Raw genomic sequence first — 12,635 nt, forward strand, 5'->3', positions numbered from 1 at the left:
ATGGGGAGGTGGAGGGTGGGGAGGTGGAGGGTAGAGAAAGGTTCAAATCGGCGAAAAGACGCTTACACAAGTCACAAATCACCCAATGGCACCGGCAGATAGAGCCAGCCCATGAATAGCGTGACCAGCACGACGCAAACTGCAATTGTCAGGAGATAAAACTGAGATCGCCCGCTGTTGCCGTATTTTAAAGTCTCACCTCCGGCCAGGGAGGCGATGCCGACAAAGTTGACCAGGCCATCGACGACGTAGCGGTCGAGCCAGTCGCCCAGCCGGGCCAGGGCCGCCACCGCCAGCACTACCGTGTTGCGATAGAGCGTCGGCGTATAAAAGTCGTAGGCAAACAGGTCCACCAGCCACTGAGGCAGCAGCTTCGGCTGAAAGCGCTGGCGATTGCTATAGAGCAGATAGCCAATGACAGCGCCCATAAAGGCCGACCAGAACAGCAGCAGCCCGGCACTGCTCACCGCCGCCTGCCAGACCGGCAGCAGCGCTAGCGACTTCAAAATGAACGGGATATGCAGTGTCAGCCCAGTTAGGACCATCATGGGTATCACCATCAGCCAGATCGGCTCGGGGGCGCGAGCGCTCATGACCTGAACTGGCCCGGTGAAGATCAGGGCGAAGGCCCGCATCAGGCCAAAAGCCATCAACCAGTTCACCCCTAGCACCACCACGATCAGGCCCCAATCGCCCGCCTGCCAGAGCCCGTTGACCAGCGATCGCATCGACCAGAATCCTCCCAGAGGTGGCATCGCAATCAGCCCCAAGGTACCGATTAGAAACGATAGCCCCGTGATCGGGCGACGCGACCACAGGCCGCCGAGCTGAGTCACATCCTGAGTGATGCAGGTCAAAATAATTGAGCCTGCCGCCGCCATCAGGGTGGCCATCGCAAGCGAGTAGGTTAGCAGCAAAAAAAAGGCTGCCCCAGCCTGCTGCGCCCCCACCGCGATAAAGACCAGTCCCATGAAGGCGCTGACCAGGTAAGACAGCACCCGCTTGATGTCGATCTGGGCACAGGCAATCAGGCCGCTGCCGACGGCAGTAATGGCACCAACCGCGATTGTGACCTGGCAGACCAGCGGCGACAGCGATAGCACTGGCACCAGCTTGATCAGGACCCAGGCCCCTACCGGTACGACCGTGGCATTCCGCAAAATTGAGGTCGGCAGTGGCCCTTCCATGGCCTCATCCAGCCACAGGTGTAGCGGAAACTGAGCGCATTTACTCATCGGCCCGGCGATTAGCCCCAGCCCGAGCAGCGCCGCCGTGGTCGAGGAAAGTGTCGCTTGCTCTGCCCAGTCGGCTAGTTCGCTAAAGCTCCAGGTCCCTGCCAGCGGATAAAGCGCAATCACTGCCATCAGCAGCACCAGGTCGCCGACCCGCTTGGTTAAAAAGGCATCCCTCGCGCCGGTCACCACCAGCGGTTGGTTAAACCAGTAGCCCACAATCAGGTAGGTACCTAAGGTCAAGATCTCCAGCATCATATAGCCGAAAAAGACCGAATCGCCCAGCACAATAGCGGTCATCCCAGCCTCGAATAGGGCCAGCAAGGCATAAAACCGCGCCCAGCCCCAGTCCATTTCGAGGTAGCCGATGGCGTAAATCTGCACCAGTAGGTTGACGCCGGTAATGACCACAGCCGCCCCCAGCGATAGCGCCGATAGCTCAAAGGGCAGCGCAATAGTCAGGTCTGCCACCTGTAGCCAGCTCAGCTCAAGCCGCTGGGCGGGCTGTCCCCAGGCGGCGAGCAGTCCCAATACGCTATGGACAAAGGCGGCTAGCGTCGTTAATAAATTGACATAGCCCGCTGGTCGCGGACCCGTGCGCCGAATAATCCCAGGTGACCAGGGCAGACCCAGCAAAGCTCCCGCCAGGGGATACAGGGGAACTAACCAGGCCGAACTTAACCAGAAATCAGTAATCAGCATTTCTTAAATGACAGAGGACGATAGGTCAGACGGGGAGCAGAGAATAGATAGCAATAGGCTAAAAACCTGATTTACTCAAGTCTATCTAAAATCCATTTGTGATTGCTAAAAATCTATTGTAAAGCCAGGCTGGATAGAATGGCTTAGACCATTCAGCCTAATTTAGTCACGAAAATCTAATTTCAAGGTTAAAGCAAGCTTATCAGACCCTGGTTCTCCCTATTTTGTTACACGGGTGACCGCTGCGATTCGTGCGAAATACGTTCCACATTAACCGTAGGTGACTGAGACACCACTCAACTTAAATATCTGGGCCTTCGGCGATCGCAATAGCCAACTTTAATCATCAGGAACAGTTGGACCAATGCCTACAGCACGGTCAAGGGGAACCCATCGCATACACTAAAAAGACCTCTTTCAGGTTTAGGTCAAGGTCTCTCAGTGACTAATGTTCGGTTCTATATCAAGGTGCTTCAGCGGCTCATGAAGCGTCTCTCAAGCTGGTGGCCTGTGCGATGGTGGTTCCGCTCGGGCTATTTTGCTAAAGGGCTGCTATACGGCCTGATTGGCCTGTTCGCTGGCCAGTCGGCGCTGGGCGGTCCCGTACGGATTTTAGGCGCCGAGGGCGTCTTTGTGCAGCTGGCCCGTCAGCCCTTTGGGACATTGCTGATTGTGGCCCTCTCGGTTGGGCTAGCGGGCTATGCCGTCTGGCGATTGATTCAGGCCGTAGCAGACCCCGAGCACGACCGCTCCTTGGATGGGAAGGCTATTCTGCAACGCTTGGGCTATGGGATCAGCGGCATGAGCTACGGTAGCATTGCCTATGGCAGTTTGGAATTTCTACTCGAAACCTGGCCCCAGTCCGATGATACGGTTGAAGACGTCACCGTCCAAGTCATGGCCTTCCCGCTTGGCGAACTCTTGATTGAGGCTGGCGGGGTGCTGGTTATCGCAGTCGGGCTGACCTACATCTACGGAGCAGTAACCGGAGCCTATATCAGCGAGTTCAAATCGTCCTGCGACAGTCGCCTAAAGCAGCTTGCGGTCTGGTTAGGCCAGGTGGGCTACATCGCTCGGGGCATTGCCTTTACGGTAATTGGCGGCGGCCTGATTAAAGCTGGTTTTTTTTCGTCATCGGCCTCGGCCGGTGGTTTAGAAAAGGCACTTGAAATGCTTCAGTCTGAAACCTATGAAGCATCGGGACTTAGCTTAATTGCGATTGGCTTCCTAGCCTATGGCCTGTACACGTTTTTTGCAACATTTTACCGACGGTTTAGGCAAGGGTAGAAGATGGGCTAGAGGCAGAGAAAGCTTAAAAAACTTATAGAGAGGGTGGAAAAAGCTTGATAATGGCTGGCGCAGCGGAGAGCGCTAATAGCTGGATGAATGCCACCAGCCACCAGCGCAAATTTTGGCGCAAATTTTGGCGCAAATTCTGATGCTCAAGCATAGACATTCGACTCATTTGTGAGACTGCATCGGATCTGGAATCAGGCATGTAACGGAGTGCTTCGCGTAGGATCATTGTCCTCTACGGTTTTAACTTTATGTCTCTCCCCTGTCTAGACCGTTAATGTTTTCTTCACGATGGCAGGGTATGCCTGTTAAATGAAAAGCTATGAGGACGGCGGCGGAATCGCAATGTCAACGGGCGTGACCACAATCCCCTCTCCCAGAGTATCCAGGGCAGGCTGGATGGCCGCTAGATTGCCCACCACGATAGTCACCAGCTGCTCGGGTTTGAGATTGGTCTGGGCGGCTTTCAGGACCTGTTCGATGGTTGCGCTTTCGACATCCGCTTGAAATTGGAAGACAAAGTCCGACGGGTAGCCATAGTACTCATAGCGAATCAGCCGCGACAGGGTATCATCTGGCGTGTCAAAGTTGAAGACGAAGCCATTGATCACGGCATCTTTGGCATACTGGAGCTCAGCCTCAGAGATCGGCTCCTGCCGGATCTGCTCAATCTGCTTAAGCATCGCCTGAATAAACGGCACCGTTGCCTCAGAGCGGGTTTGCCCACCGCCGATGAACATGCCCGGATAGTCGTAGCGCGGGCTCCAAAAGGCATAGACCGAGTAGGCCAGTCCCTGGCGCGAGCGAATTTCGTTAAATAGGCGGCCGCCAAAACCATTCAGTACTTCGTTCAGCACCACCATGGGAGCATGGTAGGGATTGCGCAGCTCGCCCCCGATATGCCCGATATGGATGTAGCTCTGAGTCAGCTGTGGCTGTTCCACCGCAAAGACGCCGGTTTGTTTCTGGCTAGCGTCGGGCGGCTTAGGCATCGTCGGCTGCCCCTGCCCTTGCCAATCACCGAACGCTTCCGCAATCAGGGCCTTCATCTGAGCTGGGTCAAAATCGCCCACTATTCCCAGGATGGTGCCTTCAGGTCGAATCGTAGACTGGTAGAAATCAACCACGTCGTCTCGGCTAATGTTGTCCAAGCTGGCGTATTCTACCGTGCGGGCGTAGGGGCTAGCTTTGCCGTAGATCAGCTGCTTAAATTCCCGAGTCGTCACATCGTCAGGGTTATCATTACGGCGGGCAATGCCGCCCCGGAACTGGCTTTTGACCAGCTCCACCTGATCGGGGGCAAACGCCGGTCGGCGGACAACATCCGCAAACAGCGCAAACACATCGTCCAGATCTTCGCTGAGGGTGTTAAAGCTAGCGTTGCCGCTGGTTGTGTCAAAGCCCGTCTCAACCGAAGCTGCTCGCTGTTCTAGCAGCTGACTCAGCTGATCGGGTGGATAGGCTTCAGTCCCGCCCAGTCGCATGGCTTCGCCAGTAATGCCGCTGAGCCCAACCTGGGCCTCTGAGACTAGGTAGTCGCCGGTGCGGAAGGTGGCCGATCCGGAGATCAGCGGTAGCTCATGGTCTTCCATCAGATAGACGATCAGGCCATTGTCTAACTCGTAGCGTTCGTAGTCGGGGATCTGAATCTCATCGAGCGGCGGAAATTCAAGCTCGGTGTAGTGCTGAGCAGTCACTGCCTGAGCAGCAGTCGGCCAGCTCAGCAGCAGCATGGCGCTCAGGCTGGCCATGGCTAAAACCAGCAGGGAAAAGAGGCGGTTGCGATCGCGTAAACGCATGGAGGGTTAAGTCTTTTTCTAAAGGTCTAGGCCAATCTGAGGCTGCCCATGGGTGGCTAGGGCGACTCGGGCTGGGAGAGCAGCTTGCCCACGGTCCGGTTGCTTGGCTGGAAGGCAATCTGAGCGACCCGCTGCACATCTGCCGCCGTCACCGCTTCGATCGCGGCTAGCTCCTGGAAGAGATTACGCCAGCTGCCGGTTTTAGCTTCGTACTCGGTCAGCAGCGCCGCCATCCCAGCGTTGGAATCGAGCGATCGCAGCAGCCCGGCCCGGGCCTGGGTTTTGACCCGATCAAGCTCCTCGGTCGTCACCGGCTCCTGCTGGAGCCGGATCAGCGCTGCTTCCAACCGCTCAGCAATCTGCTCGACCGTATGGCCGGGAGCCGTCAGCGCATAGAGCAGCAGGATATTGGGGTACTTGTCACCGGGGAAGCCGTTGGCACTGCCGATATCTAAAGCAATCTGCGGCTCGACCAGCGCCTTGTAGAGGCGAGCGGTGCGACCGCCGACTAAAATATTGTCGATCATCGAGTAGACGACGCTGTCTGAATCATTGATTCCCGGCCGGTGATAGCCCTCCAGATACCAGGGCTGAGACGCCAGCTCTAGCGTAAAAGACTTGGGTTCAGTCTGCTCGGGCTCGATGACGGTGACATCGGGCGGGGCGCTGCGAGCCTCATAGCGGCCAAAATAGGCGCTAGCCAATGCCTCGACCTGAGCCGGATCGACGTCGCCGACAACGGCGGCGATCAGATTGCTCGGACCGTAGTAAGTATCAAAAAACTGCCGGACGTCTTCCCGCGTCGCCGTCCGTAGGTCCTCCTGGTAGCCGATAATCGGGCGGCGATAGGGGTGCTGGTCAAAGGCAACTTCCAGAAACCGCTCGATCATGGTGCCGATGGGAGAGTTATCGACCCGCATCCGGCGCTCTTCTAAAATGACTTCCTTTTCTTCGTAAAATTCTCGAAATACCGGGTCTAGAAAGCGCTCAGACTCCAGCGACATCCATAGCTCGAGTTTATTGGACGGCAGGCTATAGAAATAGCGGGTCGCCTCTGCCGACGTGGTCGCGTTGAGCCCCTGGCCGCCGGCCTGCTCAATGATCTGGCCGAGCTTATTCTGCTCGACGAAATCGGCCGCTTCCATCTTCAAACTGTCGAAGCGTGCCTGCAGCTCAGCGACGCTAGCCTCGTCACCGGCTTCCTCAGCCGCCAGCAGCTGCTCAAATACCCGGTCTAACGACCGCATCACCCGCCGTTCAGCCCGGTAGTTGCGCGTGCCGATTTGGCTGGTGCCTTTAAAGGCCAAATGCTCTAGATAGTGGGCGATTCCGGTTTTACCATCGGCTTCGTTACTGGCCCCGACATTGGCGTAGAGCATCAGCGATACCACCGGTGCCTGGTGGCGCTCCAGCACGATAAACTTCATGCCGTTGGCAAGGGTAAACTCCGTGACTTCATCCGATACCCGATCGAGGTAGGGCTGGATAGTGCCAGCTGCTGGCCCAGCCGCCTGGAGCTGCCCCGCTCTCGCCAGCGCTGCTGCCGGAGACCATGACCAGACCCCGAGCACAATTGCCAAAGCTAAAGCCAATACCCGAAGCGGTCTATGCTTTTGCCCGATGGACTCCGGTAGACCTAACGCCCGTGGGAAAAATCCCATAGAAATTCAGCACGCAAAACAACTTTACCAGCATAGAAATTTTTGCGGCAAATGGGGAATTAAGTTTCAAAAAACTCCGGCTGGCGCTTAGAACTCCTTCAGATCAGGCAGATTGGGGTGTTTGTAAGCTGCAAAAGCGTCGAATAGGCCGCCCACTAGGCTGGCGGCGAGGCCAATCACAACGATGCCCTGAACCGGATCACCGCCGCCGAACACGGACAAGAACGTCAGCATTTGCTGTAGGGCAACGCTGCTAGCGGTCGCCGCTGGCGACAGCTGGCCCAGGTTCAAAAGTCCTAGCAGCAGGCCCAGTCCGCTGAGGGGAATGAGAAAGCTGACCAGCAGGGTGATCGCCAGGGACCGTAAAAAATGGAGTAGGGTAGCCATGGCAGAATGAAACAGAACGGCTGCTTAAAAACGGCTGGGACTAAACCCGTAGGTTTCAATCCAATCCCACCTTAGGCGCTGGCATTCGATCAATCCGCCATCTTGAAAAAACTTAAGTTTCAGTCAAGAAACGTTTTGAAGAGATGCCACATCTCTTTCAGAAATCTATCCCCGTGCGGCCCGCTTTCTCATAAACGAGATCCCTGGCTGCCGTCCTACCGCTCAATCCCCCTGCCCTATGGCCAATTTTTATCTGTCCAGCCTAGCTCTGTGGAGCCAGCGTTTACTGGCCGCTATCCTTCTAGGTGGGCAGGTTTTGATCCATCTGATCTCCCGTCCCATTCACCGCCGCAATACGCTGGAGCAGATGGCCGCGGTAGGGCCAGAGTCGCTGGTGATCGCACTGGTTACCGCGATCTTTGTCGGCATGGTGTTCACCATCCAGGTGACGCGGGAGTTTATTAACTTTGGCGCGGGAACGGCGATTGGGGGGGTGCTGGCGCTGACCCTGGCGCGGGAGCTGGCCCCGGTACTAACGGCGGTTGTCCTGGCTGGGCGGGTGGGCTCTGCCTTTGCCGCTGAGATTGGCACGATGCGGGTGACCGAGCAGATTGACGCGCTGCAAATGCTGCAAAGCGATCCGGTGGACTATCTGGTCATTCCCCGGGTAGTAGCCTGCGCTCTGATGCTGCCGCTGCTCAGCATTTTGGCCTTTATTACTGGCATGAGTGGGGGGCTGCTGATTGCGACCAATCTCTACGGCATTTCCTACACCGTATTTATGAATTCCGCCCGCAATTTCTTAACGATTTGGGACCTGGCCAGCGCCATCACCAAGGCCGTCGTTTTTGGCATTTTGATCGCGATCATTGGCTCTAGCTGGGGGCTAACTACCACTGGCGGGGCAAAGGGCGTCGGCCAGTCCACCACGACGGCTGTCGTAACGGCGCTGCTGGCCATCTTCATCAGCAATTTCTTCCTCTCCTGGCTGATGTTTCAGGGAACGGGCAGCGCCCTGTTGGGCATGTAGTTGGGCTCGGCTGCAATCGACTATCGCAGTCCTTCCTTCAGCTTGTGCTGGTCCCAAAGCGTCTGGTAGAGACCCGGCTGAGCGATTAGGTCGGCGTGGGTGCCGGCCTGGACAATCAGGCCCTGCTGCATGACTAAAATGCGATCGCAGGTGGCCGCCGCCGACATCTGGTGGGAGACAAAGATCACCGTCTTCTGCTGGGCTTCGCTAGAGAGGTTATCCAAAATCTGAGTTGCGGTCTGGTTATCGACGCTGGAGAGGGCATCGTCTAGCACCAGAATCGGCGCATCGACCAGCAGGGCTCTGGAGAGGGCGGTCCGCTGTCGCTGGCCGCCGGAGAGCGTGATGCCGCGCTCGCCGACCAGGGTTTTATACTGCTGGGGAAAGGTGAGGATTTCGTCTCGAATCTGCGCTTCCTTGGCGGCCTGCTCGACCTCGGGCTGCTCCGCCAGGGGATCGCCATAGCGAATATTGTTTTTGATCGTGGTGCTAAACAGAAAACTGTCCTGGGGGACAAACGCGATCGCCCGCCTCAGGTCGGCCAGGGCAATCTCCGTCACGTCTTTGTCGTCTAGAAAGAGCTGCCCTGGCGCAATTTCCAGCAGCCGGGGCAGCGCCATCGCCAGGGTGGACTTGCCCGAGCCAATCGGCCCAACAATCGCCACCCGTTCGCCGGGCTGCACTTCAAAGCTGACCTGGTCCAAAGCCGGTCGGTCTGAGCTGGGATAGCTAAAGCTGAGGCCCCGGGCGGTCAGCTGGCCCCGCACCGGCTCAGACAGGGTGAGGGCAGCAGCGGTATCTTGAATTTTTGGCTGCACCTCAAAGATGGCCTCAATCCGATCGATACTGACCTCGCCACGCTGGTAGGCAGTAATCGTAAAGCCGAGCAGCGCCGTTGGAAAGACCAGCCGCTCTACATACAAAATCAGGGTAACAAAACCGCCCACGCTGAGCTGTCCGCTGGCAATCGACCGCGACCCGAGCGCCAGGATAATCACCAAGCTGATGCTTGCCAGTCCGCCCAGCAGGGGAAATAGGGTATTGCGGGTCTTGGCCAGGGCTAGGTTGGCCGTCAGCAGGTGGGTATTTAACTCGGCAAAGGCCCGGCGCTCATTTTCTTCCTGAGCGTAGATTTTGACCAGCGAAATGCCGCTCATGTCTTCCTGGATCAGGTCGCTGAGGTCAGAAATTCGCTCCTGCACCTGGAGCTGCTGATGCCGCAGCCGTTCGCCAAACAGCCTGACCAGCACCAGCATCACCGGATAAATCGCCAGGGCTGCTAGGGAGAGCCTGAGGCTGATTCTAAACATGAAAGGAATCGTCAAGGCATAGGCAAACATCGTATTGACGATGCTCAGCACGGCGAAGCCCAGCAGCCGCCGGATATTGTCTACGTCGCTGGTGGCCCGGTTAATCAGGTCACCGATCGTGTTGCGGGCAAAGTAGGCGGGCTCCAGCGTCAGCAAATGTTCAAAAATCCGCTGCTTGAGATCAAACTCGACCTGTCGGCCCACGCCAAACAGCGTCACCCGAGAGGCCATGCGGATAAACCACATCAGCGACGCCAGGCCCAAAATTAGCAGAACATAGCGAAAGATCCGGGCAAAGCTAAAGCTGATGTCCAGCTCATCAACGACATTGCCGATGAGCTGTGGGATCCACACCCCCAGGCCATTCACGACTAGCAGCGCGCCGCACCCCAGCACCACCTGCCGCCAGTGCGGTTTGAGATATGCCGCTAGGCGGCTGAACTTAGACTGGGCCATGCAGAGAGCACCCTTAGTTGAAACCGTTCAGGCTGAACTGTTTCATCCTAACGTTTCCATTGGACTGAGGGCGGCCCGGTTGCAGGGGTGAGATGAGGCTAAATCTCTGAGCTAAATCTCGATGTTTGAATCCCAGCCGAAGTTAAAGCTGGGCAGCCAGCCCCGGAGAAAATAATAGATTGACGTCAGCAGCTCATTCCAGTAGCGCGTTGTCAGCTCCAGAGCGCTGACGCTAGGCAGAACATCGGGCAGTCGGGCTAGCACATCGCCGCCGCGCCCCCCCTCCGACGTAAAAAAGTGGGTAGGCCGAGCAATCACCTGCAAATCCATTTTTTCAAAGGTCAATGCTGCCCGCCGCATCGAGATGGCGGGGGCGACCAGCGCAATCCGGGGGCTTTCTCGCTCACTGCGCGAAGCGCGAGTCCGAATCACCTGCTGATTTTGTAAAAATCCTTCTACGTCCCTGGCCGCTTGGCGGGCATTCAGCCCCGAATTCTGAATCTGGACCACCCCACCCGGCACGCCAGCACTGCCTAGCACATCTAGAATGGCCTGCCGCTGTTCGTTGCGCGCTTCGTCGTTGCCGGTTGAACCGGCAGTCACAATCACAAAGGGGTTGCTGCCCTGACTTCTGGCCTGGCGGTAGAGGTCGGCAGCATAGAGCAGCCGCGGCGTCAGGATGGCGCTATAGCTGGAGTCTTCATTGGTTCGAAAAGGCGTACTGGTGCCGTCCAAACCCGAGCTTTCGCCCAGCACCACGATTGCGCCCGCCTGCCCGATATTAGCGACGCCCGGAATATCGGTTGGGCAGACGCCCTGACAGATTTCTCGGCGGCTATCAAAGGCCTGCTGGACGGACTGTTCGGCCTGCCCCACCAGGGTGCGAGCGAGAATCGGAACGCTGGAAAATAGCAGGATCGCCAACGCGATCGCGACCTGAGTCCCCTTCACTTTGCGCACCCCTTCGCTGAGCGAAAACCCCAGCAGGATTACCGCCAAACCTAAGGGCGTCAGCGGCAGTGAAATCACCTGCCAGACTGTCCCAATCGTCTCATCGTTGGGATCGAGAAACGAGGCTAGGATCAGCGCTAGAACGATGAAGCCGCCAAACCAGGTGAGATACTTCCGGGGGATAATCCGCACCAGAAGATACCAGATCAGCAGCCCCAGAGAGGCCCACAGCAGTAGTCGGGTCAGCAGTACCAGCATGTTGCTTTTATCAGCGCAGACCAATCAGGGAGTTTGGCTCATTCGGCAGGCGCAGGGGTTCGGGGGCGTTGTTCCAAAGTTAAGCACAATCGACCCGTTTCGACTAGGCGAGCGCCATTGCAAAAGGGAGCCAGCACGCTAGCTCCCTTTAGTTAAGCCATTATTCAAGCCGGAAGGCCCCAGCGGGTCGGATTAAATCAACCTGAGATTGGGGTATTCAGCAATAACCTCGTCAGAGGTCAGGGTTTCACCCTCGGCCTGCGGTGACCAGAGCACCTCGACCGCCAGCAGCTGGTCGCTGGCAACCGCACCAATCTGGCTCAGCGCCTTGCGAACATCCTGCTCGTTTTGCACCTTAGGTAGGGTGAGATTGCCCTGGGTCGCTACCAGCAGGGTAGCGACGATATATTCACCCGGCGCTTCGGCCAGCTGAGCTTCGCTGTTACCCGGCAGGACCTCAGTCGCCGCTGACTGCTTAAGCTGACTGTTGACGTTGGAGAGTGACTCTTCGCTAAACTTGCTGCGCTCCGCTAGAGCCAGCTGGTTAAACGCCTGCTCCGCCGCCATCAGCCGGGTTTTATCAGACTCTGCCGCCGCGTAGGCCCAGTATTCCGGATGGCGCAGCAGGGACAGGGTGGACTCTTGCAGTACCTGGGTCAGTCCTTCAGTCGAGCCGGTGTCCGCTGTCTGGGCAATCCGATTCAGGTCCTGCTGGAGGCTGCGGGCATCGGCCAGTAGACCGACCTGGAGGCGAGCAATAGAAACGGTCGGGTTGGCGGCACCGCCGCCGTAGCCATCACCCTCTTCACCGCTAGCGCTGCGAAAGCTGCGGATAATAAAGTTGGCGATCGCGATCGCGAAGAAAATCCCAAACAGCCCACCAAAGCCGCCAAAGCCGAAGAACGGCAGGATAAAGGGAAAGCCGAAGCCGCCGCCGGGGTAGTAGCCGCCGCCAGGCGTGCCCCGATAGGAGCGGGAGGGCGGCGAGTAGGAGCGGCTGGGGGCGCGGAAGCTGCCGCCGCCAATCCGGCCGCCCCGGGCGGCCATCGCCCCGTCGGCCTGGCTGAAGACCAGCGTTGCCGCCAGCCCAAAGACGAGCAGCGTCTTCAGGCAAGGCCTAATCCAGGTTTTGAGTTTTGTCAACATAGTTTTTTGATATCTGACCTGTAAGTCGATCTCCGCTGGCTACAGCCTGAACCGCGCTAACCTGCTTTCAGCATAGATCCAATGCCAGCCAACGGCGCTTTGCATAACTTTACTTTAACGCCTTTCTCAGCTCGGCATCAGCGGCTGAGAGCCGATTCAGGGAGGGATATCCGTACCCCGCTGAGGTCGTGCTAGCCACCGCTGCCGCCGCCAACAATGGTGACGATTTCGAGCCGATCGCCCGCCGCCAGCGGGGTCGTTTGCCAGCGCGATCGCGGCAGAATTTCGCCATTGTACTCCACTGCCACCAGCCTAGGATTGAGCCCTAGCTGGGTGAGAAAATCGGCTAGGGGCGTGGCCGGAGCGCAGGTTTGCGGCTCGCCGTTGACCTGCAGCGAGATCGGGGG

Annotated in this window: 10 protein-coding genes; 2 read left to right on the forward strand and 8 right to left on the reverse strand. The window is 57.5% G+C overall.

The features are described from left to right. Positions 1-71 precede the first annotated feature (71 nt). Positions 72-1,934, reverse strand: coding sequence for an NAD(P)H-quinone oxidoreductase subunit F (locus IQ241_RS23595; RefSeq protein WP_228022036.1), 1,863 nt, complete (start codon positions 1,932-1,934; stop codon positions 72-74). A 441-nt stretch (positions 1,935-2,375) separates the two neighbouring features. Between IQ241_RS23595 and IQ241_RS23600 the strand changes: the two genes are divergently transcribed. Then, positions 2,376-3,221 (forward strand): DUF1206 domain-containing protein, encoded by an 846-nt coding sequence (locus IQ241_RS23600; protein WP_193911984.1) that lies wholly within the window; start codon positions 2,376-2,378, stop codon positions 3,219-3,221. 329 nt (positions 3,222-3,550) lie between these two features. Here IQ241_RS23600 and IQ241_RS23605 read toward each other — a convergent pair whose 3' ends face one another. From IQ241_RS23605 to IQ241_RS23615, 3 genes are all read right to left on the reverse strand, one after another. Further along, complete coding sequence (locus tag IQ241_RS23605; protein ID WP_193911986.1) at positions 3,551-5,029, reverse strand: M16 family metallopeptidase; 1,479 nt, start codon at positions 5,027-5,029, stop codon at positions 3,551-3,553. A 56-nt stretch (positions 5,030-5,085) separates the two neighbouring features. Beyond that, entirely contained in the window at positions 5,086-6,690 is a 1,605-nt protein-coding gene (locus IQ241_RS23610) for a M16 family metallopeptidase (RefSeq protein WP_193911988.1), read from the reverse strand. A gap of 87 nt (positions 6,691-6,777) precedes the next feature. Beyond that, complete coding sequence (locus IQ241_RS23615; protein WP_193911990.1) at positions 6,778-7,077, reverse strand: hypothetical protein; 300 nt, start codon at positions 7,075-7,077, stop codon at positions 6,778-6,780. 238 nt (positions 7,078-7,315) lie between these two features. Between IQ241_RS23615 and IQ241_RS23620 the strand changes: the two genes are divergently transcribed. Then, on the forward strand, positions 7,316-8,107 hold the full coding sequence (locus IQ241_RS23620; RefSeq protein ID WP_193911992.1) for an MlaE family lipid ABC transporter permease subunit: 792 nt from the start codon (positions 7,316-7,318) through the stop codon (positions 8,105-8,107). A 20-nt stretch (positions 8,108-8,127) separates the two neighbouring features. Here the strand turns inward: IQ241_RS23620 and IQ241_RS23625 are convergent, their stop codons facing one another. The 4 genes from IQ241_RS23625 to thiS form a co-directional block, all read right to left on the reverse strand. After that, positions 8,128-9,873 (reverse strand): ABC transporter ATP-binding protein, encoded by a 1,746-nt coding sequence (locus tag IQ241_RS23625; protein WP_193911994.1) that lies wholly within the window; start codon positions 9,871-9,873, stop codon positions 8,128-8,130. Between the two features lie 111 nt (positions 9,874-9,984). Further along, entirely contained in the window at positions 9,985-11,082 is a 1,098-nt protein-coding gene (locus IQ241_RS23630) for a YdcF family protein (RefSeq protein WP_193911996.1), read from the reverse strand. 192 nt (positions 11,083-11,274) lie between these two features. Then, on the reverse strand, positions 11,275-12,228 hold the full coding sequence (locus IQ241_RS23635; protein WP_193911998.1) for a DUF1517 domain-containing protein: 954 nt from the start codon (positions 12,226-12,228) through the stop codon (positions 11,275-11,277). Between the two features lie 191 nt (positions 12,229-12,419). Continuing rightward, on the reverse strand, positions 12,420-12,629 hold the full coding sequence (gene thiS, locus IQ241_RS23640) for a sulfur carrier protein ThiS (protein WP_193912002.1): 210 nt from the start codon (positions 12,627-12,629) through the stop codon (positions 12,420-12,422). Between the last annotated feature and the right edge of the window lie 6 nt (positions 12,630-12,635).

Source organism: Vasconcelosia minhoensis LEGE 07310 (assembly GCF_015207255.1).
Taxonomy (GTDB): domain Bacteria; phylum Cyanobacteriota; class Cyanobacteriia; order Phormidesmidales; family Phormidesmidaceae; genus Vasconcelosia; species Vasconcelosia minhoensis.

Bases quoted from the DNA above. Each gene is read 5' to 3' on its own strand.
- IQ241_RS23595 (WP_228022036.1), bottom strand. From the start codon at position 1,934: ATGCTGATTACTGATTTCTGGTTAAGTTCGGCCTGGTTAGTTCCCCTG.
- IQ241_RS23605 (WP_193911986.1), bottom strand. From the start codon at position 5,029: ATGCGTTTACGCGATCGCAACCGCCTCTTTTCCCTGCTGGTTTTAGCC.
- IQ241_RS23610 (WP_193911988.1), bottom strand. From the start codon at position 6,690: ATGGGATTTTTCCCACGGGCGTTAGGTCTACCGGAGTCCATCGGGCAA.
- IQ241_RS23615 (WP_193911990.1), bottom strand. From the start codon at position 7,077: ATGGCTACCCTACTCCATTTTTTACGGTCCCTGGCGATCACCCTGCTG.
- IQ241_RS23620 (WP_193911992.1), top strand. From the start codon at position 7,316: ATGGCCAATTTTTATCTGTCCAGCCTAGCTCTGTGGAGCCAGCGTTTA.
- IQ241_RS23625 (WP_193911994.1), bottom strand. From the start codon at position 9,873: ATGGCCCAGTCTAAGTTCAGCCGCCTAGCGGCATATCTCAAACCGCAC.
- IQ241_RS23630 (WP_193911996.1), bottom strand. From the start codon at position 11,082: ATGCTGGTACTGCTGACCCGACTACTGCTGTGGGCCTCTCTGGGGCTG.
- IQ241_RS23635 (WP_193911998.1), bottom strand. From the start codon at position 12,228: ATGTTGACAAAACTCAAAACCTGGATTAGGCCTTGCCTGAAGACGCTG.